The 22,684-nt window shown below is 69.8% G+C and carries 22 protein-coding genes; 13 read left to right on the top strand and 9 right to left on the bottom strand.

Annotation, left to right across the window (positions count from 1 at the left end; all coding sequences use genetic code 11):
- Positions 1–277: 277 nt before the first annotated feature.
- Positions 278–655, bottom strand: a complete 378-nt coding sequence (locus tag CP983_RS42330; RefSeq protein WP_150505831.1) for a MerR family transcriptional regulator — start codon at positions 653–655, stop codon at positions 278–280.
- A 128-nt stretch (positions 656–783) separates the two neighbouring features.
- Between CP983_RS42330 and CP983_RS42325 the strand changes: the two genes are divergently transcribed.
- Positions 784–1,857 carry an alkene reductase gene (locus CP983_RS42325; protein ID WP_150505828.1) on the top strand — a complete coding sequence of 358 codons (1,074 nt, stop codon included), beginning with the start codon at positions 784–786 and terminating at the stop codon, positions 1,855–1,857.
- A gap of 57 nt (positions 1,858–1,914) precedes the next feature.
- Here CP983_RS42325 and CP983_RS42320 read toward each other — a convergent pair whose 3' ends face one another.
- Together CP983_RS42320 and CP983_RS42315 are read right to left on the bottom strand one after the other, a co-directional pair.
- The gene (locus tag CP983_RS42320; protein WP_150505826.1) at positions 1,915–2,988 is read right to left on the bottom strand and encodes an endonuclease/exonuclease/phosphatase family protein; all 1,074 of its coding nucleotides are present in this window, start codon (positions 2,986–2,988) and stop codon (positions 1,915–1,917) included.
- Between the two features lie 23 nt (positions 2,989–3,011).
- The gene (locus CP983_RS42315; protein WP_373309851.1) at positions 3,012–3,476 is read right to left on the bottom strand and encodes a M15 family metallopeptidase; all 465 of its coding nucleotides are present in this window, start codon (positions 3,474–3,476) and stop codon (positions 3,012–3,014) included.
- Positions 3,477–3,551: 75 nt separating this feature from the next.
- Between CP983_RS42315 and CP983_RS42310 the strand changes: the two genes are divergently transcribed.
- Positions 3,552–4,247, top strand: a complete 696-nt coding sequence (locus tag CP983_RS42310; protein ID WP_150505824.1) for a response regulator transcription factor — start codon at positions 3,552–3,554, stop codon at positions 4,245–4,247.
- Positions 4,248–4,257: 10 nt separating this feature from the next.
- The gene (locus CP983_RS42305) at positions 4,258–5,337 is read left to right on the top strand and encodes a sensor histidine kinase (protein WP_150505822.1); all 1,080 of its coding nucleotides are present in this window, start codon (positions 4,258–4,260) and stop codon (positions 5,335–5,337) included.
- Between the two features lie 28 nt (positions 5,338–5,365).
- Here the strand turns inward: CP983_RS42305 and CP983_RS42300 are convergent, their stop codons facing one another.
- Together CP983_RS42300 and CP983_RS42295 are read right to left on the bottom strand one after the other, a co-directional pair.
- Entirely contained in the window at positions 5,366–6,586 is a 1,221-nt protein-coding gene (locus tag CP983_RS42300; protein WP_150505820.1) for an FAD-dependent monooxygenase, read from the bottom strand.
- Positions 6,583–7,980 carry an MFS transporter gene (locus CP983_RS42295; protein WP_150505818.1) on the bottom strand — a complete coding sequence of 466 codons (1,398 nt, stop codon included), beginning with the start codon at positions 7,978–7,980 and terminating at the stop codon, positions 6,583–6,585. The genes CP983_RS42300 and CP983_RS42295 overlap by 4 nt, the downstream gene beginning before the upstream one ends.
- Before the next feature lie 101 nt (positions 7,981–8,081).
- Between CP983_RS42295 and CP983_RS42290 the strand changes: the two genes are divergently transcribed.
- Positions 8,082–8,714, top strand: a complete 633-nt coding sequence (locus CP983_RS42290; protein ID WP_150505816.1) for a TetR/AcrR family transcriptional regulator — start codon at positions 8,082–8,084, stop codon at positions 8,712–8,714.
- 226 nt (positions 8,715–8,940) lie between these two features.
- The gene (locus tag CP983_RS42285; RefSeq protein ID WP_229914907.1) at positions 8,941–9,807 is read left to right on the top strand and encodes a hypothetical protein; all 867 of its coding nucleotides are present in this window, start codon (positions 8,941–8,943) and stop codon (positions 9,805–9,807) included.
- A 13-nt stretch (positions 9,808–9,820) separates the two neighbouring features.
- Here the strand turns inward: CP983_RS42285 and CP983_RS42280 are convergent, their stop codons facing one another.
- Positions 9,821–10,882 carry an NAD(+)/NADH kinase gene (locus tag CP983_RS42280; RefSeq protein ID WP_107909548.1) on the bottom strand — a complete coding sequence of 354 codons (1,062 nt, stop codon included), beginning with the start codon at positions 10,880–10,882 and terminating at the stop codon, positions 9,821–9,823.
- Positions 10,883–11,139: 257 nt separating this feature from the next.
- Between CP983_RS42280 and CP983_RS42275 the strand changes: the two genes are divergently transcribed.
- A complete protein-coding gene (locus CP983_RS42275; RefSeq protein WP_150505813.1) occupies positions 11,140–11,799 on the top strand; it encodes a TetR/AcrR family transcriptional regulator in 660 nt (219 codons plus the stop codon).
- Between the two features lie 29 nt (positions 11,800–11,828).
- Here CP983_RS42275 and CP983_RS42270 read toward each other — a convergent pair whose 3' ends face one another.
- Both CP983_RS42270 and CP983_RS42265 read right to left on the bottom strand, forming a co-directional pair.
- Positions 11,829–12,617 carry an enoyl-CoA hydratase-related protein gene (locus tag CP983_RS42270; RefSeq protein WP_150505811.1) on the bottom strand — a complete coding sequence of 263 codons (789 nt, stop codon included), beginning with the start codon at positions 12,615–12,617 and terminating at the stop codon, positions 11,829–11,831.
- A 47-nt stretch (positions 12,618–12,664) separates the two neighbouring features.
- Positions 12,665–13,618 (bottom strand): NAD(P)H-dependent flavin oxidoreductase, encoded by a 954-nt coding sequence (locus tag CP983_RS42265; protein WP_229914908.1) that lies wholly within the window; start codon positions 13,616–13,618, stop codon positions 12,665–12,667.
- 362 nt (positions 13,619–13,980) lie between these two features.
- Between CP983_RS42265 and CP983_RS42260 the strand changes: the two genes are divergently transcribed.
- Together CP983_RS42260 and CP983_RS42255 are read left to right on the top strand one after the other, a co-directional pair.
- Positions 13,981–14,793, top strand: coding sequence for an SDR family oxidoreductase (locus CP983_RS42260; RefSeq protein WP_208852850.1), 813 nt, complete (start codon positions 13,981–13,983; stop codon positions 14,791–14,793).
- Positions 14,794–14,880: 87 nt separating this feature from the next.
- Positions 14,881–16,023: an acyl-CoA dehydrogenase family protein gene (locus tag CP983_RS42255; protein ID WP_150505807.1), complete on the top strand. Its 1,143-nt coding sequence runs from the start codon at positions 14,881–14,883 to the stop codon at positions 16,021–16,023.
- A gap of 15 nt (positions 16,024–16,038) precedes the next feature.
- On the opposite strand, the gene CP983_RS42250 is transcribed toward CP983_RS42255, so the two are convergent.
- Positions 16,039–16,461: an SRPBCC family protein gene (locus CP983_RS42250; protein WP_125527726.1), complete on the bottom strand. Its 423-nt coding sequence runs from the start codon at positions 16,459–16,461 to the stop codon at positions 16,039–16,041.
- 259 nt (positions 16,462–16,720) lie between these two features.
- Between CP983_RS42250 and CP983_RS42245 the strand changes: the two genes are divergently transcribed.
- From CP983_RS42245 to CP983_RS42225, 5 genes are all read left to right on the top strand, one after another.
- The gene (locus tag CP983_RS42245; RefSeq protein ID WP_150505805.1) at positions 16,721–17,959 is read left to right on the top strand and encodes a cytochrome P450, cyclodipeptide synthase-associated; all 1,239 of its coding nucleotides are present in this window, start codon (positions 16,721–16,723) and stop codon (positions 17,957–17,959) included.
- 63 nt (positions 17,960–18,022) lie between these two features.
- Positions 18,023–18,415, top strand: a complete 393-nt coding sequence (locus CP983_RS42240; RefSeq protein ID WP_150505803.1) for a nuclear transport factor 2 family protein — start codon at positions 18,023–18,025, stop codon at positions 18,413–18,415.
- Positions 18,416–18,548: 133 nt separating this feature from the next.
- Entirely contained in the window at positions 18,549–20,549 is a 2,001-nt protein-coding gene (locus CP983_RS42235; RefSeq protein WP_208852849.1) for an ATP-binding protein, read from the top strand.
- Positions 20,550–20,668: 119 nt separating this feature from the next.
- A complete protein-coding gene (locus tag CP983_RS42230; protein ID WP_229914910.1) occupies positions 20,669–22,153 on the top strand; it encodes an MFS transporter in 1,485 nt (494 codons plus the stop codon).
- A 60-nt stretch (positions 22,154–22,213) separates the two neighbouring features.
- Complete coding sequence (locus CP983_RS42225; RefSeq protein WP_107909557.1) at positions 22,214–22,654, top strand: SRPBCC family protein; 441 nt, start codon at positions 22,214–22,216, stop codon at positions 22,652–22,654.
- Positions 22,655–22,684: the final 30 nt, after the last annotated feature.

Here is a 22,684-nt window from a genome sequence, read left to right as displayed (position 1 = left end):
GCACCGGTCATTCAGGCAGCGGGAAAGGAAGGCTCGCTGTGCCGCACATCATGGGCAGCACGCGATGACAGGGCGCTACGGCTCGAATGTCAACGCGTGCCGGGACGACCGACCATGTCCTCGCTCCTCTGCAGTCACTCGCTGCGCGAACACTAACTCCCGCTCGGCCGGCCACGAAAGGCGATTTACGAGCGGGAGAACGTGCGATTTACGAGCGGGTGAACGAGGTGAAGAGGGCGGCCGGCCGACGCCTCGACCATGGCTCCGACGGGAGAGTTCAGACTGTCGCGGTCGGGCTCAGGCCCGCCCGGTGGGCCCGATTCGTGGCCATCAGCACGTCGAGCGCATCCCGGGTGCGGACCAGTTCCTCGATGTGCGCTGAGAGCCGTTCGCGTTCCTCGGCCATCCGCTCCAGCGCGGCATCGGACGTGCTCTCGCTCGGTGAGTCGACACACGGCAGGAGTTCGGCGATGGTCCGGCTGGACAGGCCTGCCGCGTACATCCGCTGGAGGAAGGTGACCCGTTCGACATGGGCCTCCGTGTAGTGCCGCTGCCCGCTGGCACTGCGGGCGCTGGTGAGCAGGCCCTGTTCCTCGTAGTAGCGCAGGGATCTGACGCTCACTCCGGCCCGCGCCGCGAGCTCGCCGATTCTCATGCCGCCCGCCCTTCCTCTTGTGATCCGGGGCACAACCCTTGCCTCTGACGTCAGTGTCAGGTTTTAGCGTAACCGGTGTGCCGATCAGGGCACGACGGATCACGCGGAACCGACCAAGGAGACACGACGTGACGACCCTCTTCACCGGCTACCGGCTCGGCGACCTGGTGCTGCCCAACCGAGTGGTGATGGCCCCGATGACCCGGGTGCGGGCCGCCGCGGGTGGTCTGGCGACGCCCTCGATGGCGCGCTATTACGCCCAGCGGGCCACGGCCGGCCTGATCGTCACCGAAGGGGTGCAGCCGAACCTGATCGGCCAGTCCAACCCGGGCACCCCGGGCCTGCACACCGACGATCAGGTGACCGCTTGGCGGACGGTGACCGACGCGGTGCACACCAACGGCGGCCGGATCTTCGCCCAGATCATGCACGGCGGGCGCGTGTCGCACCCCGACACCACCGGGATGCGGCCCGTCGGCCCCTCGGCGGTGGCGGCCGTAGGCGAGGTGTTCACCCCCAGCGGGCGTCAGCCGGCACCGACTCCGCGTGCCCTGGACACGGCGGAAGTGCCCGAGCACGTCCGCTCGTACGCGGACGCCTCGCGCCGGGCCGTGGACGCCGGATTCGACGGTGTGGAACTCCACGGCGCCAACGGCTATTTGATCTCGCAGTTCCTCTCCTCCAACGCCAACCTGCGCACGGACCGCTACGGCGGCTCCGTGGCCAACCGGATCCGGTTCGCCGTCGAGGCGGTCACCGCGACCGCCGAAGCCATCGGCGCGGACCGGGCCGGGATCCGCCTCTCCCCCGGTGGCGCCTTCTGGGGCATCGAGGAGGCCGACGTCGCCGAGCTCTACACCGCCCTCCTGACCGAGCTGTCCCGGCTCGGGCTGGCGTACATCCACCTCGAGGCCACCATCGACGAAGAGACGCTCCTCGCTCTGCGCCGGACCTGGCCCGGCACGCTCGTGATGAACCCGGTCCTGCCGATGGGCCCCAAGCAGGCCGGCCGCACGGACGCGGACCACTGGCTCGGCCTGGGAGCCGACCTCATCAGCTTCGGCCGCGCCTTCATCGCCAACCCCGACCTGGTCGAGCGTCTGCGCACCGGCCTCCCGATCGCCCCCGCCGATGAGGCGACGTACTTCGAGGGCGGCGACAACGGCTATCTGACCTACTCGGCGTACCAGCACTCGGCCTGACCGCCTCGGCCCTCGCCCCCGCCCCGTTTCGCATCTGGCGCCTGCGCAGCGCCGCCTTCACCAGCTGATTCCCGCCGCCACCGGCAGATGGTCACTGCCGGTGGCCGGCAGAACCCAGGAGCTCTCCGGCTCCACACCGCGGACCAGGATCTGATCGATCCGTGCCACCGGGAACTTCGCGGGCCAGCTGAAGCCGAAGCCGTTCCCGGCCTCGTCCTGGACGGAGTGCAGCTGTGCGGTGATGCCGGCGAACGCGCGGTCGTCCACGGTGCCGTTCAGGTCGCCGAGCAGCACGACCCGCTCGTTGCGCTCGGCGGCCAGCGCCTTGGCGAGTGCCGTCGCGTTGCGGTCCCGGCTGTCCGTCCAGAAGCCGTTCCGGGGCATCACACGTACGGACCCCAGGTGGGCCACGTACACCGCCAGGGGACCTTCGTCCGTGGCCACCGTGGTGCGCAGCGCCCGGTTGTACGGCAGCTTCTGGTCGTCCGACTTGGCGTCTCCCAGCGGCCCCACGTCCTGCTGGATGTCGACCGCCCGGGTGTCCGACAGCGGCAGTTTGCTCCACAGCCCGACCGTGCCCAGCACCGTGTGATGCGGGAACGTCTTCGCCAGCTCCTGCTCGTACACACCTCGGGCCTGCGAGGTGATCTCCTCCAGCGCCAGCAGGTCCGCCCCGGAGGCGGCCAGGTCGCGGGCGGTGGCGGCCGGGTCGGGGTTCCCGGCACCGACATTGTGGCTGACGAGGGTCAGGTCGCCGCCCGCGTGGGACTTGTCGACGAGCAGCCCGCCGAAGAGGCTCAGCCACACCACGACCGGCAGCAGCAGCGCGACCACGGCGGAGGCGGACCGGCGCCACAGCGCACCTGCCAGCAGCACCGGGACGAACACGCCGAGCCACGGCAGCAAGCTCTCCACCAGGCTGCCGAGGCCGCCGCGGTCCGTGATCTGCGCGTGCAGCAGCATGAGCAGGCCGAGCAGTACCGCCGGCGTCGCGAGCAGACGGCCGCGCTTCCAGGGACCCGGCCTGGAGAGGGCGCCGACGGCGCGGCGGATACGGGCGCGCCGGGTACCGGATCCGGGGTCCGGGCTTCCCTCCGTGCCCCGGCTGTCCCTCGCCTCAACCCGCGTCATCGCCTGTCCTCGCTCGCTCTCGGTCACTGCTGCATCCTCGGGTCCTGGGTGGGGTCGGCATACATACGCGGGCAGCCGTGCTCGATCGCCTCGGTACGCAGTTCGTAGTGCCAGGGTTCGTTTCGGTAGATCTGGCACAGCCCGTGCTCGGCGCCGTGCCGGGACAGCCACTCCGTCGCGTCGGAACGCCCGATGTCGACCGCGTCCCCCGCCACGTGCGGAGATGTGGTCGCGGTTGCCACCCATCGGGCGGCCTCGTCCTCGGACCCGTATTCGGCGACCGCCTCACGGAGAAGCTGATCCTGGTACTCCGGGGAACGCCAGCCGCTGCTGACGTAGAACTCGACGCCGTCGAACACCGTCACGCCGTCAGGGACGGCACCGTCCGCTTCACCGAGCGGACCTCGGGGCTCACCAAGGAGCAGCCGGACGATCCGGCGGGACGATGTTCCTGGTAATCGTGAGGTTCGAGGCATGCTGCCAGTCAAGGCAGCGCGGTGTTGCCGGCACGTATGCGGTTTTCGATATGCCGCCGATACGTGCCGCCTCCTAGCATCGATCACATGCGCGTGCTGATCGTCGAGGACGAGCCCTATCTGGCGGAGGCCATCCGCGACGGCCTACGTCTGGAGGCCGTCGCGGCCGACATCGCGGGCGACGGCGACTCCGCCCTGGAATTGCTGAGCGTCAACGCCTACGACATCGCCGTCCTCGACCGTGACATCCCCGGACCGTCCGGTGACGAGGTCGCCAAACGCATCGTCGCCTCCGGCAGCGGCATGCCGATCCTCATGCTCACCGCGGCCGACCGTCTCGACGACAAGGCCTCCGGTTTCGAGCTGGGCGCCGACGACTACCTCACGAAACCCTTCGAACTCCGGGAGCTCGCGCTCAGGCTCCGGGCACTCGACCGCAGACGCGCCCACAGCAGGCCGCCCGTGCGCGAGATCGCGGGTCTGCGGCTCGATCCGTTCCGCAGGGAGGTCTACCGGGACGGCCGCTACGTCGCACTCACCAGGAAGCAATTCGCCGTACTGGAAGTCCTCGTCGCCGCCGAAGGCGGTGTCGTCAGCGCCGAAGAGCTCTTGGAGCGGGCGTGGGACGAGAACGCCGACCCGTTCACCAACGCCGTCCGCATCACGGTCTCGGCATTGCGCAAACGGCTCGGCGAACCCTGGCTGATCGCCACGGTGCCGGGCGTCGGCTACCGCATCGAAACCACGTCGCAGGCCGGAAACGAGGGAACAGACGGTGGATAGGGCGCCCGGGTTGAGCGTTCGCGTCAAACTCACCCTCAGCTATGCCGGGTTCGTCATGCTCGCCGGTGTCCTGCTGCTGGCCGCCGTATGGGTGTCCCTCCTGGAATACGTCCCGGACGACTGGGACCGGCGAATGCTGTACGAGAATCCCAACCGCCAACTCCTTCTGCGCACCTTCGCCCCCACGGCCGCCGCCGTGATGGCCTTTCTGCTGGTCTTTGGTCTCCTGGGCGGATGGTTCCTCGCCGGCCGCGTCCTCGCCCCCTTGAGCCGTATCACCGATGCCACCCGCCTGGCCACGAACGGATCGCTCTCCCACCGAATCCGGCTACCGGGCCGCAAGGACGAATTCCGCGAACTCGCCGACGCCTTCGACACGATGCTCGCGCGGCTCGAAGCGCATGTCGCCGAACAGCAGAGATTCGCGGCCAACGCCTCTCACGAATTGCGTACCCCGCTAGCGATCTCGAAGTCGTTGATCGACGTGGCGCGCGCCGATCCGGACCCCGACACCGGCAAGCTCATGGACCGCCTCCATGCGGTGAACACCCGGGCGATCGACCTGACCGAGGCACTGCTCCTGCTCAGCCGCGCCGAGCAGCGGTCCTTCACCCGCGAACCCGTCGACCTCTCCCTCCTCGCGGAGGAAGCCACCGAGACACTCCTCCCCCTCGCGGAAAAGCACGGCGTCAGCATCGAGACGAGCGGCGACGTCGCGCCCACGGACGGCTCACAAGCGCTGCTGCTGCAACTGACCATGAACCTCCTGCACAACGCGATCGTCCACAACCTGCCCGAGCGGGGCATCGTATGGGTCATGACCCGCGTCCGCCCCGAGACCGTGGTGCTCACCGTCGAGAACACGGGCGAAGAGCTCACCCCACAGCTGATCTCGACGCTCACCGAACCGTTCCGGCGCGGCACCGAACGCATCCACACCGACCACGCGGGTGTCGGCCTCGGCCTGGCCATCGTGAAGACCATCACCCAAGCCCACGACGGCACCCTCACCCTCACCCCGCGCCCGACCGGCGGGATCCGCATCGCCGTGGAACTACCGGCGACCGCCCCACGCGCCGAGGACAGGTGACACGCGTCCCGGGCGCGCATGGCCGGGCTCATGTCACGGGCATCAACTCCGGCAGGGTGAGGGCCGAATGGGCCGGACGTGCCTCCGCTGCGGGCATGGAGCTGAGCTTGCGCAGCATGTCGTTGCGCTGCTTCAGGGCTTGGGCGGTGGTCGGGAAGAGTGCCGCATCGCCCTCGCCGACCAGATCCTGGTTCATGGTCACGAACTCACGGGTGCTGTCCTCGTAGGCGGCGAAGCCCGCGACGTGGTCCCGGTCGGCGAGGGAATGGGCGAGCATGTACGCGCCGACGAGCGCGAGGCTGGAGCCCTGTCCGGTGAGGAACGAGGGCGCGTACGCCGCGTCGCCCACCAGCGCGACCCTCCCGCTGGACCAGCGAGGCATACGGATCTGGCTGACCGCGTCGAAGAACAGGTCATCCGTGTCGCGCATGGCGGCCAGCATGCCCGGGACCTCCCACCCCGCGTCGGCGAACACCTCGGCGACCAGATCCCGTTGGGCTCCCGGATCCCGGAAGGCGCCGAACGGCGGTTCAGGGTGGGCGAAGTTCAGGAAGGCGTGCACGCTGTCGTCGTCCCCCACGGCGTAGAGCGCCGCGGCCCTGCCGGGGGCGTTCCACATCACCGTCTCGTGGGAGAGGCCGAAGGTGTTCCGCATGGTGAACACGGCGAAGCAGTAGCCGAGGTAACGGTGGAATTGCCGCTCGGGGCCGAAGAGGAATTCGCGGGTGCGTGAATGGATACCGTCCGCACCGACCACCATGTCGTACGTCCCTCTGCCGCCCCCGTGGAAGGTCACGTCGACCCCGTGGTCGTAATCGTCGAGGGTGTCGATGGAGTCGTTGAAAAGGAACTCCACGTCGTCACGTACGGCCGTGTGGAGAGCGCTGGTCAGATCCCCGCGCCGCACCTCCAGGTCCCGCCCCGCGACACCGCCCGTCACGGCGTGCGGTTCGACCGAGGCCACCTCGCTGCCGTCCCCGTCGAGGAAGGTCAGCCGGCGCAGGTCGATGTGCGCGTCCTGCAGTCCGGGCAGGATTCCCATCCTCCGGACGACGTCGAGTGCGGTGCCGCGTATGTCGATGGGATAGCCGCCGCCACGAATTGCGCCCGCTTTCTCGACGACCGTGACCTCGAATCCGTAGCGGCTCAGCCAGAACGCGAGGGCGGGTCCCGCGATGCTGGCGCCGGATATCAGAACCTTTCGCCTCGGCGCGATGCCGCTGTCCCTCAACAGACCGGTGCGGGTCATTCCTTGGCTCCTTTGCTCATGGTGCGGGTGACGAGGAGGGACAGCGCCGTGACGGCGGCGGCTATGGCGAAGCCGGTGACGAAGGCCGATTCGGCGGGGACGTCCGACCCGGAAGGGGTGGCGGCGGTGAGGATCGCGCCGCTGACCTGGGCACCCACGGCGTAGCCGAGGACGCGAGTCACCAGGACCAGGCTGGTGGCGATGCCCGTGTCGCCCTGTTCGACGGATGTGGCGGTGCCGGTCACCAACGCGTTGACGCACAGGCCGTTGGCGAGGGCGATCATCACCTTGCCGATGACGAGGTGCCAGACCTCGGTGTGCACGGCTGCCAGGGCGATCAGGGCGGTGACCATGAGGACGACCCCGGCGGTGACCACGGCACGCGAGCCGTAGCGCCGCGCCCCGATCCCGCTGATCGGTCCGGCCAGCGACGCGGCGACGGCGCCCGGCAGCAGGAAGAAGCCGATCGCGGTGGCACCGGCCCCGAAGCCGTACTCGTCGGAGGGCACCGCGAACAGCTGTGGGACGAGATAGACCGCCACCGAGGTTCCGACGCAGATTACGAAGGTCAGCACGCACGACTTCCACACCGCGGGCCGTGCCAGCATGCTCAGATCGACCATGGGTGAGGTCGCTCGGCGTTCGACGGCTATCCATCCGCCGGCGAAGGCGGCCAGAAGCAGGACCAGGGCGCCGAGCACGAGGGGTTGCGAGGCGACGTCGGGCGCCAGGGCCAGCACGAGCATGAGCGTGACCAGCGTCCCGCTCAGGAGGAGCAGGCCGGGCCAGTCGATCCCGGCGTCGTCCGAGCGGCCCGGCGGGTCATGCGGCATCAGCCGGTTCACCAGCGCGGTGGAGCCGATGACCGCGATCGTCGGCAGCGCGAACATCCAGTGCCGGGACAGCCCTTCGGCGACGGGCCCGGCCGACAGCGTGCCCGCCATCCCGCCGCCGACGAACAACCCGCTGACGACCCCGATGGCCACCTTCGACTCCCCGGCGGGGAGGTGTTTGCGCACCAGGATGAACGACAGGGGCAGCGCGCCCACCATCGCTCCTTGCAGTACCTGACCGAGCAGCAGTACCAGCAGGTTCGGCGCCAGGGCGGACACCAGCCCGCCGGCGCAGACCACCGCCATCAGCCGGATCAGGATCCGTTTTCCGCCGTAGCAGTCGCCTAACTTGCCCGCGACCGGCGTGACGAGCGCGCCGGTGATGAGAAGCACGATGCTCAGCAACGCCCCCTCGGAGGGGCTCATGTCGAGTTCGCGTTGCAGGAGCGGGAGCGTCGGTGTCACCACCGACTCCAGGGCCCCGGTCGCCACTGCCAGCAGGCCGAGGGCCCCGACAGCGGCCCTGCCGATGCGAACCGGTGGAGCGAGAGTTGCGGTCATGGACGTCCTTCCCGTCGGTTCCGACGCCGGTCGGCACACGCCGAGCCGACATCCCGGCTACTACACTACACCGTGCAGTGTAGAACGGTTAGGATGTGCCCATGCCGACCACGAAGACACTGCGCGAGGGCTCCACGGTGAAGCGGGCCGCCATCCTCTCGGCGGCCCGGGAACTGTTCCTCGCCGACGGCTTCGACCGCTCCAGCGTCGACGCGGTGGCCGCGCGGGCCGAGGTGTCTAAGCGGACGGTGTACGACTACTTCGGCGACAAGCAGACCCTGCTGCAGGCGGTCGTCGACTCCGTCGGCCAGTCGCTGATCACCACGATCCGACGCACGCTCGACGACACGCTCACCGACGTCACGGAGTCCGCCGACCTCGAGGACGCCCTGATCACGTTCTCGATGAGCATCGCGACCGACATGCTCGGCTCGGCGGAGTACGCCACGCTGCAACGACTGGTCCGCGCGGAGTCCGGCAACCTGCCGCACCGGGGCTACAACGCCATGGCCAACACCCCGGACGAGGCGATCGCCGACCGATTCGCCGCCTTCGCCGAGGCCGGCCTCCTCGACGTCCCCGACCCCCGCCTCGCAGCCGACCAGTTCATCGCCCTGACCTTCGGCGTCGCCCTGGACAGACTCGGCTCCGCGAACGCGGCGGAGGACACCCGCGTCCGGCCACTCGTGGTCGAGGGTGTACGCACCTTTCTGCGGGCGTACCGGACGAGGTAGGGGCGGGGCGTACGGCTGCCGTACGACGCCCATTGGATGATCCGGTCGATTTCGCGCGCTATCTGCGGGCGGGCTGACCCGACGGGTGGGGGACGGCGTTCTGAGTACGAGAACTCATGTGCGTCGGAACGTCGGCTGGCAATCTTCGGGCATGGCGGGTGACGTGGGAGTCGTGAGTGGCAGAGGGTGGTTGGCGGCTCTTCATCTCCTCTTGGTCTGGGCGGCGATGACGGCCGCGGTTCCGGTGCTCGGGTTCGGGTTGCTGGTGACGGGGTGGGGCGGTGGGGCCGAGGCTGCGGTGGTGGCCTTTGCGCTGGGGGCGCCCCTGACGGTGGGGCTGTTGGCCGTGGTGGGTACGTCGGCGCGGACGGTGGTGCCGCTGTGCGGCTCCGTGGCCGGGCGACTCGGCTGGGCGGTCCTGGTCTTCCTCCTCGGTACGGTCGGCGTCGCGGCCGGCATTGCCGCCTACAGTGCTGACGTCGACCTCGGGAGCGCCGGCACACGCGTTGCGCTCACGGGAGTGCCGTACGCCGTCGCCGCGGCGTTCTTCGTGCCGGGCCGGTGGGTGCGGCTGGGGGCGGGGGCCGCGCTGGCGATCTGCGTGATGTACGGGGGTTTCCTCGGCCCGGCGCAGGCGCAGGAGCAGCAGCACGCGGCGGAGGTCGCGCGGTACCGGGAGCATCCGGAGTTGCTGTACGTGGGCGCCGCCCCGCCGGGGATGCAGATTTCCCGTGTCGTGGTCGGGCCCGCCTATGTCGGCGTCGACTATCGCCCCGTCGCGCAGAACGAGGTCGGGTATGCGGGCCTGACCATGCGCTCGCAGCTCACCCCGACACCGCAATGCCCCGAGCTGGTGCAAAAGGACGTCACGTGCTCCGTGGACACCCGCGGCGACATGCGTACGGTCCGCGAACTCCCCGGAGGCACGCGCGCCATCACCCTCACCCGCCATCTCCGCCACGCGGAGGCCCAGGTCGACAGCCAGTACCTCGATGAACCCGGCCTGCGCCACCTCCTCGACACGCTGCACCCGCTGTCGGACGAGGAGTTGGAAAGGCTGATGCGCGAGAAGGCGATCGAGCAGGGCTACTGAGGCGTACGCGGCTTCAGTGTCCGTCCGGGACCGTGAGCAGGGTCAGATGCGAGAGGTCTCTGGGTGGAGGTGTCGAGACGGACCACAGGGGCGCGGCAGTTCCGTCGGCGACGGCTGCCGGAGCGTCCGTGAGGTTCATGCGCTGCCGCAGACGGCCGTAGAAGTCCATCGGCCCCAGCCGGACGGCCCGCAGGCGGCGTGGTGCGGCGAACACCCCGATCCAGTCCCCCGGTTCGAGCACGCCCCGCACCTGGCCGTCGATGCTGACGGCGGCCTGCCCCGACCGTTCGAGGACACGCAGCCCGACGGGTTCGTCGGGGGCGGTGACGATGGAGCGGTTGAACGTCATGTGCGGGGCGACGGGTGTGAAGACGAGCGCTTCGGCGCGCGGTGAGACGACCGGGCCGCCGGCGGCGAAACTGTAGGCGGTCGAGCCAGTCGGGGTCGCCACGAGCAGGGCGTCGGCCGAGTAGGAGGCCAGGAGCCGGCCGGACACATACACGCCGACGGACACCTGGCGGTCCCTGGAGAGCTTCTCGAGCACCACATCGTTGAGCGCGGTGACGTTCAGCGGGATGCCCCACTCCTCGTCGACCTCGCAGTCCGGGCGCACCTGAGGCGCCGGCAGCATGGGACCGCGGCCGTACCGCATCATCTTCCCGACGTCCGCCGGTACCTCCAGGCGTCTGGAGGCGCGCAGGGCGAGCAGCATGCGGCTGTCGATGTGGAGACGGTTCTCGTGCACCGCGTCCAGCGCAAGGCGCACTTCGGAGGCGGGTACCTCGGTCAGGAAACCGACTCGCCCGAGGTCGACCCCCAGCACGAGCGCGTCGCCCTCGGCGGCCAGCCGTGCGCCGCGCAGGAAAGTGCCGTCCCCGCCCAGGGTGACGATGAGATCGGGGCGACCCGCGGCTTCGACTTCGTCGCGGGCGTTGCGCCGGCCGCCGTCGTCCCAAACGTCGATGTCCGCGCACCGTACGCCGTGCTCCTCGCACCAGGCGCGGACCACATGACCCGCCTCCACGGCCTCCGTACGTCCGCCGTGCACGACCAGACCGAGCCGGTTCACCGTCATCTCTGCCTCCGGGACCTCGTCCTCGCACCGACGGGCCGGCTGACCGGCACGTCGCCTCACGGCCCTAGCCGACCACCAGGTCGGGGCGACCAGGCGGAGCGCGGCCCAGGTGTCACTCTGGCGGGCGTAGGCAGAGGTCGGTCGCGGTTCCGGCCCGCGCGTGGGGCGTGAAGGCGGCAGTCCGGCGAGGTACAGGCCGCTGACCGGGGCTCTTGCGGGAAGACGACCTCGGCGCGGGCGGATGCGATGATACGAGCATGGGACGTCAGAGGACCAAGCCGGCACCCACGCCGCCGACCACGACGCGTGGTCGGCGGACCCGTGATGCCCTGATCCTTGCCGGCCGGGAGGTCCTGGAGCAGCAGGGCTGGTCGGGATTCAGCCCTGAGGCGGTGGCCCAGGCGGCGGGAGTGTCGTACGGGACCTTCTACACCTACTTCGAGTCCAAGGACGACCTGCTGCACCACGTCGTCCGGTCGGTCGCCGGGGAGATGTTCGCTTCGAGTCTCGTGCCGACGGACACGGTCGAGGATCCGTACGCGCGGATCGTCGAGTCGAACCGTCTGTACCTGCGTGCCTGGGATCAGGCGTCGAAGGTGCTGCGGCTCGCGGACCAGGGCGGTGCGGCCGATGAGAGCCTGCGGAAGATGGTTCTCGAGATCCGTGAGCTCTATGTCAGTCGTGCCGAGAAGGGGCTCAGGCGGCTCCAGGAGGAGGGGCTGGCCAACCCTCGGCTGAATCCCCGACTGACCGCCCTGGCGCTGGGGTCGATGGTCGAGCAGGTCGCGCACTCCAGGGATTCGCTGGACGAGCCCTTCGACGACGAGATGGTCCTCGATCACCTCTCACGCCTGTGGGCGGCCGCCATCGGACTGCGCGGCGCGCCCGACGAGGGCTGGGCCGGAGGGAGAGGGTGAGCCACTGGCCCTCATCGGCATCGGCCACCTCACCGGCCTGTGAAGACCGGCATCCGCTTTTCCAGGAAGGCATTCAACGCCACCCCGTAGTCCTCCGACGCGCCCGTGTGCGCGATCTGTTCCGCCTCGCATTCCAGTGCCGCGTCGAGGGTCGATTCGGCCGCGAAGGTCACGGCCGTCTTGATGGCCCCGAATGCGCGGGTGGGGCCGGCGGCCAGTTGCACGGCGGCCGTACGGACCTCGGCCTCCAGGTTTTCGTCCGCCACGACCTGGTTGAAGAGACCCAGGCCGAGTGCCTCCTCGGCGTCCACGACTCGGGGGCGCAGCAGCAGATCGAACGCTGTTGCCCGGCCGACGATGCGGGGCAGCGTCCAGGAGATGCCGGTGTCGCAGGACAGGCCGATGCCCGCGAATGCGGTGGTGAGCGTCGCTGATGCGGCGGCGATCCGGAAGTCGCAGGCCAGCGCCAGGGACAGGCCGGCACCGGCGGCGACGCCGTTGACCGCGGCGAGCACGGGCTTGGGCATCGTCAGGAGCGTCCGTACGAGGGGGTTGTACTGCTCTCGCACCGCGTCGCCCATCGCGGGTCCGACCTCGGCGGAACGCGCCTCCCGCAGGTCCTGGCCGACGCAGAACGCCCGCCCGGTGCCGGTGAGTACGACCGCTCGGACGTCCGGGCTCTCGGCGGCCTCCCTCAATGCCGCCAGCAACTGGGCTTTGGCGTCGAGGTCCAGGCTGTTCAGCCGGGTCGGCCGGTCCAGTCGGATCGTTCGTACCGTGTCCTCGGTGGACACGGCGATGACGGTGTTGCTCGGCATCAGCGTTCCTTTCGTGCGTGTCGGGGCCGCGCTCCCATGGCCAGGGCTCAGCGGTTGAGCGGGGCCGCGGCGTAGGGCGCGGTCCTGCGCATCAGGTCGAGTACGGCGTCGTCGTACTGCGTCTTGAATGCGGCGACGAGTTCGGCGGCGGTCCGGGTCTGCTTGATCGCGCCGATGCCCTGTCCGGAACCCCAGATGTCCTTCCAGGGCTTGGCCCGGATGTCGCCGTCGGAGGCGAAGCTCATGGCCGACGGGTCGGACTCGGGCAGGCCGTCGGGGTCGAGACCGGTGGCGGCGATGCTGCCGCGCAAGTAGTTGCCGTGGACGCCCGTGAAGAGGTTGCTGTAGACGATGTCCTTGGCGGTGCTGTCGACGATCATCTGCTTGTACGCGGGCGAGTTGTCGGCCTCGACGGTGGAGAGGAACGCCGACCCGACATAGGCGAGGTCGGCTCCCGCGGCCAAGGCGGCGAGGATCGAGCGGCCGTGCGCGATGGCGCCGGACATCAGCAGCGGGCCGTCGAACCACTCGCGGATCTCCTGGACGAGAGCGAAGGGTGACTGCGTACCGGCGTGGCCACCGGCGCCGGCGGCCACGGCGATGAGGCCGTCGGCGCCCTTCTCGATGGCCTTGCGCGCGAACTCGTTGCTGGTCACGTCGTGGAGCACGATGCCGCCGTAGGAGTGCACGGCGTCGTTGATCTCGGGCCGCGCACCCAGCGAGGTGATCACGATCGGTACCCGGTGCTCCACGATCACGCCCATGTCGAGTTCCAGGCGGTCGTTGGAGCGGTGCACGATCTGGTTCACCGCGAACGGGGCGACCACGGCTTCCGGGTGCGCGGCCGCGTAGGAGGCGTTCTCCTCGGTGATGCGGTCCAGCCAGTCGGCGAGCAGCGATGCGGGGCGGGCGTTCAGGGCGGGGAACGACCCGATGACACCGGCCTGGCACTGGGCGATCACCAGGTCGGGGCCCGAGGCGATGAAGAGGGGCGAGCCCACTACGGGAAGCGTGAGCGGGCACGAGAGGGCGGCAGGCAGCGGCATAGGTGTCCTTCGGTGGCAATCGCTGGAGGCTCAGTGGCGCTTGATCGCGAGGAGAGGGCTCCCGCTGGGAGACCGGGGCTGCGATTGTGCAACTAGTTGCACAATCGCCTCAAGACCGTCGCCTGACTTTTTTGTCGATGAGGCAGACATCACATAACTCCCTGACTGCATACCCGAGAGGGTGAAGCCGTGCCCGCACACGACTACCCGCAAGCCCGCACTTGATTATTTTGTCAGGTTGGTCGACGCTGCCGTCATCGCACTCCTCGATCAGGAGGCGTGCGTCATTGCGTCCACGTCAGTGCGTCCAGGGAGTCATGGGTATGGACATCCGGTTCGATTTCAGCGGCAAGAAGGCGGTCGTCTTCGGAGGGACGACCGGCATCAACCTCGCCATCGCCGAGGCGTTCGCCACGCGGGGCGCCGCCGTGGCGGTGGCCAGCCGCAAGCAGGCCAACGTCGACGCGGCGGTCGAGCAGTTGCGGGGGTACGGCGGTCCGGTGCTCGGTTTCGTTGCCGACGTGCGGGACATGGACTCGGTCGCGGCGGTCTTCGAGGCGGTGGGCTCGGAGTGGGGGACAGTTGACGTCCTGGTCTCCGGAGCTGCCGGAAACTTTCTCGCCGAGGCCAACGACCTGTCCTCGAACGGCTTCAAGGTCGTCGTCGACATCGATCTGAACGGCTCGTTCCATGTGATGCGGGCAGGGTTCGAGCACCTCTCCCCCGGCGCGTCGGTCATCAACATCACCGCGCCGCAGGCCTGGATCCCGGTGCGCTACCAGGCACATGTCTGCGCCGCGAAGGCCGGCGTGGATCAGCTCACCCGGGTGCTGGCGCTGGAGTGGGGCGGCAAGGGGATCCGGGTCAACGCCATTGCGCCGGGCCCGATCTCAGGTACCGAGGGCATGGCTCGCCTGTCGCCGGCGGACCCCGACGGCGACGCGGTCACGAGCGTGCCGTTGGGCCGGTTCGGCACCAAAGAGGAGATCGCGGACCTGGCGATGTTCCTGTCGTCCTCGGCGGCCGCGTACATCTCCGGTGCCGTGATCCCGTGCGACGGCGGCGGGTCGTACGAAGGTGTCCGCGGCATCGAGCAGGCCGGACGCCTCCTCGCCGCCTCCCGACAGTGACCGCCCCGGGGGCGTTTCGCCGCCGCGCGCGACTGGATTCCGCCGGCCCCACCTGAACCACTCTCGATCCGAAGGAAGTTGATGACCATGGAGCGACGTCTCTTGACCGCCGAGCACGAGGCGTTCCGCGAGACCGTACGTACTTTCCTCGCCAAGGAAGTGATCCCGTACTACGACCAGTGGGAGAAGGACGGCATCGTCTCGCGGGACGTGTGGCGTGCCGCCGGCCGGCAGGGGCTGCTGGGTCTGGCCGTCGAGGAGGAGTACGGCGGTGGCGGCGACCCCGGCTTCCGTTTCAGCGCCGTTCTCGCCGAGGAGTTCGGCCGGGCGTACACCCCCGGGTTCGCGATCGGGCTGCACAACGACATGATCGGCCCGTATCTGACCTCGCTGGCGACACCGGAGCAGAAGCGGCGCTGGCTGCCGGGCTTCTGCAGCGGAGAGCTGGTCTCGGCGATCGCGATGACGGAGCCCGGCGCCGGTTCGGATCTCCAGGGGATCCGCACCACGGCCGAGGACAAGGGCGATCACTGGCTGCTCAACGGCTCCAAGGTCTTCATATCGAACGGGATCCTCGCCGACCTGGTGATCGTGGTGGCCAGGACGACACCGGAGGGCGGCGCCCACGGGCTGTCGCTGCTCGTCGTCGAGCGAGGCATGGAGGGCTTCGAGCGCGGCCGCAATCTCGACAAGATCGGCCAGAAGGCGCAGGACACGGCCGAGTTGTTCTTCAACGACGTCCGGGTCCCGAAGGAGAACCTGCTCGGAGACCTGAACGGTGCGTTCGTGCACCTCATGACGAACCTCGCGCAGGAGCGGATCACGATCGCGATCGCCGCGATCGCCGGAGCGGAGCACCTGCTGGAGATCACCACCGAGTACGTGAAGGAGCGGGAGGCTTTCGGGCGGCCGCTGGCCAGGTTGCAGCATGTCCGTTTCGAGATCGCCGAGATGGCGACCGAGTGCGCCGTCACCCGGGCGTTCCTGGACCGCTGCATCGCCGATCACGAGGACGGAAAGCTCGACGCCGTGCATGCGTCGATGGCCAAGTGGTGGGCGACCGAGCTCCAGAAGCGGGTCGCAGATCGCTGTCTCCAACTGCACGGCGGATACGGCTACATGACCGAGTACCGCGTCGCGAAGGCGTTCACCGACGGACGTGTCCAGACCATCTACGGCGGCACGACCGAGATCATGAAGGAGATCATCGGCCGCTCGCTACTGTCCTGACCAGGGACGATATGGCTAGGTGGTGTGCAGGGGCTCCTTGAACGCCTTGCGGAACACCGGCCCCGCGAAGGGAATGATCGGAGACAGCATCTTTGCCTTGAGCGAGGCGGGATGCCGTTCGAGTTCGACGTCGATGCGGGTGCCTTCGTCCGTGGGCGTCATGTGGAAGTTCCAGCCACCCGAACCGAAGGGCTTCGAATCATGGGTGGTGACGGTGACCTCATGCGTCGCGGGGTCCCATTCGTAGCGTGCGCGCTCCCACGATTTCTCATTGCCCTCGGTGACCTCGGCCCAGGTGTCTCCCCGCTCGTGCACCTGGAAGTGCTCGGCGTCGATGGAGGGCCACTCCTCGACGCGGGAGGGGCTGAAGTTGGTCAGCACCCCCATCACCTCGGACGGGCTCATCGAGGAGTTCACATGAAAATGCAGGGATGGCATGACCTGCTCCTTGGTTATTGCCGTCGCTGAGGGTATCGCCGCCGCTGATTCGGAGACCTGGCCCGGTGAGCGTCAACGCCTCGGCTTCGTCGGGGCTCACCGGGCCGGCCGGACGGCCTGACGTGCCCACTCCTCAGGATGCACCCCCGCTCAGCACTCCGCACCGGCAGCTTCTCGACCTGCGGTCGCGTTTCCACGTGCTCACCCGACGTCAGCACGCGCTACCGCCCATCTGCCGATTTCTGACAAGCTCTCCGCCGTGCCCCAGGTCAATGCCCGATTCAGCGTTCTGTCCGAGGACTTCGCCGCCGACCCCTACCGCTACTTCTCGCGCTTGAGGGAGCAGGACGCGATCCACTACGAGTCGGCGATCGACAGCTACTTCGTCTCCCGCCACCGGGACGTCAAGCGGGTGCTGACCGACCACGAGGCGTTCTCCACGGAGATGCTCCAGGTGCGGGCCGAGCCGGTGATGCGGGGGCCGGTTCTCGCGCAGATGACCGGCGCAGAGCACACCGCCAAGCGGAAGATCGTCGTACGTGGTTTCACCGGGCAGGCCCTGGAGGACCAGATTCGTGCGATCCACGCCAACGCCGCCGAACTTGTCACGCCCTTCCTCTCCCGGGGGCGTATCGACCTCGTGAACGACTTCGGCAGGCCACTCGCCATCGACGTGACGCTGGACGTTCTCGGCCTGGGCAAGAAGGACCGGCGGCAGATCGCCGACTGGCTCGGCGGGGTCGCCGAGTTCGTCACCGGCATCGACCTCACCGCCGAGCAGCGCAGGCGGTGCCTGGACCGTGCCGAGCGGCTGGAGGCCTACCTCGCCCCGGTCATCGATGAGCGCCGCCGCCGGCCCGGCGGGGACCTGATATCGAAGCTGTGCACCGCCGAGTTCGACGGCATCGCCATGAGCGACCGCGAAGTGACCGCGCTGGTCATCAACGTCCTTGTCGCCGCCGTCGAGCCCGCCGACAAGACGCTCGCCCTCCTCTTCAAGCACCTGATCGACCACCCGGACCAGCTGGCGCAGGTCCGCCGGGACCCGGCCCTGCTGCCCGCCGCGATCGCCGAGACCCTCCGCTACACCCCGCCGGTCCAGCTCATCCCCCGCCGGACGGAGCGGGACGTCGTGCTCGCCGGCAGCACCGTCCCCGCCGGTGCCACCGTCTTCTGCATGATCGGCGCGGCCAACCGCGACCCGGCCGCCTTCGCCTCCCCGGACGCCTTCGACATCCATCGCGCCGACCTGGGCACCGCCCGCTCCTTCACCGCCGCCGCCCGGCATCTGGCCTTCGGGACGGGACTCCACCAGTGCGTCGGCGCGGCCTTCGCACGCGCCGAGATCGAGACCGTCGCGGGGATGCTGCTCTCCCTGTTCGACGAGATCCGCCACACGCCCGGGGTCCGCTACCGGGAGACCGGCCTGTACACGCGCGGCCCCGCCTCCCTCTGGATCGACTTCACCCCGGCACGAACTGCTCCCGTGCCTCACTGACGTCCGAGCCTCCATGGAGCCTTCCCCGGTACCGCCACCCCCCTTCAGGAGAGAACAACACCGATGACACCCACCGACATCACCCGCGCCATCAACGACCTGCTCTTCACCCCGGATCTCGACCTCGCCACTGCCCTGGACCGGCACTTCGCCCCCGACTACCGGCAGCGCACGAACGGCGAGTGGAGCGACCGGGCCTCCTTCGTCCAGCACATGACGCGCCTGCGCTCCCTCGTCCGCAGCGGACACATAGAGGTCCACGACGAACTGCGCGACGGGCCGCGCTACGCCGACCGCCACACCGTCACCATCACGCAGCACAACGGCCGCACCTCCCGCACCGAGGTCTACCTCTTCGCCCAACTCGCCCCGGACGGCCGCTTCCAGCGCGTCGAGGAGACCACCCTCCTGGTCTCGGGCCACCCCGACGACGGGAACCTGGGCACCGTCAGGTGACACGGGCCGAGTGACACGGACACCACCGACGCATCCTGCGGCGTATCGCCATCCCGTGCGAACCTCTCGTGGCTGTAATCCCTCTAGTTGAGCGGGCGCGTGTACGTGCTGAGACATGGGAATGGGAGCGGCCATGGTGTCCGTGGGCGAAAGACTGAGCAGGGCTCGCACACGGGCCTTCGTCGGCCGGGACGAGGAACTCGGGCGCTTCGAGCGGGCGTTGGCCGGCGACCCACAGGCACCGTTCGCGTTCTACGTGTGCGGGCCGGGCGGCATAGGGAAGTCGACGCTGCTGCGGTGCATGGCGGACCGGGCTCGCGCGGCGGGCCGGCTGCTGGTCGAGCTCGACGGCCGTTTCGTCAGCCGGGACCCGGCCGAGTTCGAGCGCGCGGCCGGGCCCTTCCTGGATGTCGCAGGCACGGTGCTGTTCGTGGACTCCTTCGAGCACAGCCAGTGGCTGGAGAGCTGGCTGTGGCAGCACTTCCTGCCGCGCGCCGCCGACGGCGCCCTGGTCGTCCTGGGCGGGCGCCGAACGCCCCAGCCGCAGTGGACCACCGACCCCGCCTGGTCCGGGCTCCTGCATGTGACCGAGCTCCAGCCGTTCTCCGAGGAGCAGTCCCGCAGCCTGCTGGCCGCGGCGCAGATCCGGCCGGAACTGCGGGACCGGATACTCCGCTTCGCCGCCGGCAATCCCCTGGCACTGTCCCTCGCGGCGGCCGCGGGGTCGGCGGGCTGCGGCAGCGAGGCGATCTGGGCGCCGTCGGCGGACATCCTGCGCACCCTGCTCGCCGGGCTGATCGGTGACGTGCCGTCGGCGGCCCACCGCCGCGCGCTGGAGGTGGTGGCACAGGCCCACTCGACGTCCGAGGAGCTGCTCACCTCGGTGCTGCCCGAGGAGGACGCCCATCTGCTCTTCTCATGGCTGCGGGACCTGCCCTTCATGGAATCGACGCACCGTGGGCTCCACCCGCACGACGCGGCGCGCGAGACGCTGGCCGCCGACCTGCGGTGGCGGGCTCCGCACGCCTTCGCGAGTATGCGTCAGCGGCTGGCCGAGGAGTATCTGCGCCTCCTGCGCGAGGCTCCCGAGGAACGGGTCTGGACCGTCACAGACGACCTCTTCCACCTCTTCAGGGAGCGGGAGATCCTCGCGCGCCTACGCACCTGGTCGCGAGAGGACGAGGTGCACGACCGCCCTCTGCACCCCGATGACCTGGACGCCGTGCTCCGGATGGCGGAGGAGACCGAGGGGCCTGCCTCGGCGGACCTGGTCCGCTACTGGGCCGAGCGCCAACCGCAGGCGTTCAGCGTCTACCGCCTCGTCAGCACGGGCCGGATCGTGGCCTTCACGACCCGCCTCGCCCTGCCGGCACCTGCCGATCCGCAGGACCTGGCCACCGACCCCGTCGTCGCCGCCGCGTGGGCGCACACGGACGGCACCGCGCCGGTCGGCCCCGGCGAGCACATCGGCATCAGCCGGTTCACCATCTACCCGGAGCGGTATCAAGTCCCGTCCCGGGTAATCGACTTGAGCAGTTCGCGCGCCCAGGCGGAGTCCGCTCGTGCTCGCGGCCGTGCCTACGGATTCGCGGTCTGGCGGGACGCCGAGACCTGGGGCGAGCGCGTCAAGGGCACCCTCGACGACACCGGTGCGCGCCCACGCGTGGGTGAGCACACGTACGGGCTGTTCTGCGTCGACTGGCGCCAAGTGCCCGTCGAAGCCTGGCTCGGCCGCTTCATCTCGGCCACCGAAGCACCCGCCGCGCCCGGGCCTTCGGGTTTCTCGCGCACCGCGTTCGACCAGGCCGTACGCGAAGCCCTGACCCACTGGCGCGACTCCGCGGCGTTCGCTGCCTGCGCCCTGACCCGCACCCGCCTCGCGGCCGACCTCGCGGACCCGGTCGGGGAACTGCGCGCCTTGCTGCGCCAGGCCGTCGACGACCTCGCCGGTGACCCGCGCGGAGTGCGCGCCCGTGAGGCCCTGACGGCGGGCTACTTCTCCGGCGCGCCCACCCAAGAGGCCGCCGCCCGCCGCCTCTCGCTGCCGTACGGGACCTATCGGCGCCATGTGCGGCAGGGTCTGGACCTGCTCTGCGAGGCGCTGTGGCAGCAGGAGTTGCACGGCCCGCGGTAGTCCCGGCCGCGTACTCGCTCCCGGCCCGGGGTCGCGTGGACAGCTGCGGACAGGAGTGGACAGTCATCGCCCCTGACGAGCCTGGATAGTGGACACCGGCCCGCATGAGGCTGTGCGCCATGAACCTCCCACGCACACAGCCCGGTCGGACAGCGCCCGCCCCCAGGCAGTCCGCGGTGCTCGCGGTGCTGGCGGCGGCCCAGTTCACCGTCATGCTCGCCACGTCGATCGTGAACGTCGCGCTGCCGCAGATCCGTGCCGGCGTAGGTCTGTCGGACAGCGGCACCACCTGGGTCGTCAACGCCTACACCCTCGCGTTCGGAGCGCTGCTCCTGGCGGGCGGACGAGCGGCCGACCTGCTCGGGCGCCGCCGGGTGCTGGCCGCCGGCCTCGCGCTGTTCGCGGCCGCCTCGCTGGCAGCGGGAGCCGCCACCTCTCCCGAGGTTCTCATCGCGGCCCGCGCCCTACAGGGCCTCGGTGCCGCCGCGATCGCCCCGGCCGCACTCGCGCTGGTCATGGAACTCTTCCCGTCCGGCGCCGGACGCGGCAGAGCACTCGGGGTGTGGGGCGCGGTCTCCGGCGCGGGTGGGGCGGGCGGTGTGCTGCTGGGCGGGGTCCTCACCCAGGCATGGGGCTGGGAGTGGATCTTCTACTCCGTCGCGCTGGGGACGGTGGTCGTCCTGGCCGCCGTGGCGAGCCTGGTTCCCGGTACGTCCCGTACGCCGGGCCGCGGAGCCGGGCGGTTCGACCTGCTGGGCGCCGTCACCGTCACACTTGCCCTGACCTGCCTGGTCTGGGGACTGACCGACGCACGCAGCACGGGCTGGACGGACGGTCGAGTGCTGGGCGCCCTCGTCGCTGCCGCCGCGCTCCTCGCCGCCTTCGCCGTGATCGAGCTCCGCCGGCCGAACGCGCTGATGCCGCCCCGGATGTTCACCGTGGGCCGGGTCGCCGCGGGCAACCTCCTGATGGCCCTGCTGGGGTCCGTATGGATCGCCCTGTTCTTCTTCCTGCCGCTCTACCAGCAGCAGGTCCTCGGATCCAGCCCCCTGGCCACGGGGGCGGGTCAACTCCCGCTCGCAGCGGCCAACATGCTCGGATCCACCCTGGCCCCGCATCTGTCCCGGCGTCTCGGCGCCACCGCGACGGTGACCGGAGCCCTGCTCGTCGAGGCCGCCGGGCTCCTGTGGCTGTCGCGGATCAGCGCCGACGGAAGCTACGTCGTCGACATCCTCGGCCCGAGCATCGTCGTCGGGCTCGGACTGAGCATCGCCTTCGTCCAGCTGACCGGACTCGCCGTGGAAGGCGTCCCGGCCCAGGACGCGGGCCTGGCGGGAGGACTGGTGAACACCACCCGCCAAGTGGGCGGCGCGATCGGGCTGGCCGCCCTCGCGACCCTCGCCGGCTCCGTCACCGCGCACGCCGCCGCCGCCCATGAGTCGCACGTAGAGGCGCTCACGGCGGGCTATCGGGCCGCGTTCACCGTCTCGGCCGCGATTCTCGCCGCCACCGCACTCCTCGCGCCGCTCCTCACACGCCGTACGAGTGCCCGGACCGAAACCGTCCCCGCACCGCGCACCGAACAGACCACCCGCACCGGCTGAACCGGCCGCACCGACGGATCAACCGCAACTGACCACCGCACACCCCAAGGAGACAAAGCCATGACCACCATCGACGACACCGCTCCCGTCATCGTCCGCCTGAGCATCAAGATCGACGCGCCGCTCGCCACGGTCTGGGACCTGCACACCGACATCCCCGCCTGGCCGACCTGGAACACGGACATCGAACGAGCCACCCTGGACGGCCCGCTCGCGCCCGGCAGTTCCTTCAGCTGGCGTACCCACGGACTGGACATCACGTCCACGGTGCACGAACTGGTCCCCGGCGAGCGGATCGTGTGGGGCGGTCCGGCCGCCGGCATCACCGGCGTGCACGTGTGGATGTTCGAGCAGAACGAAGGCCACGTCACCGTGCACACCGAGGAGTCCTGGAGCGGCGACCCGGTCGAGGCCGCGACCGAGCAGCTCGGCCAGGCCCTTCAGGCGTCCCTCTCCGACTGGCTCTCCGCCCTCAAGGCGCGCGCCGAACAGTCCGCCTGACGATCCGTCATCCGTCACACCTAGCACACT

This window comes from Streptomyces chartreusis (genome assembly GCF_008704715.1).
GTDB lineage: Bacteria > Actinomycetota > Actinomycetes > Streptomycetales > Streptomycetaceae > Streptomyces > Streptomyces chartreusis.
The sequence above is the reverse complement of the archived record's forward strand: the minus strand, read 5'-3'. Positions and strand labels throughout refer to the sequence as shown.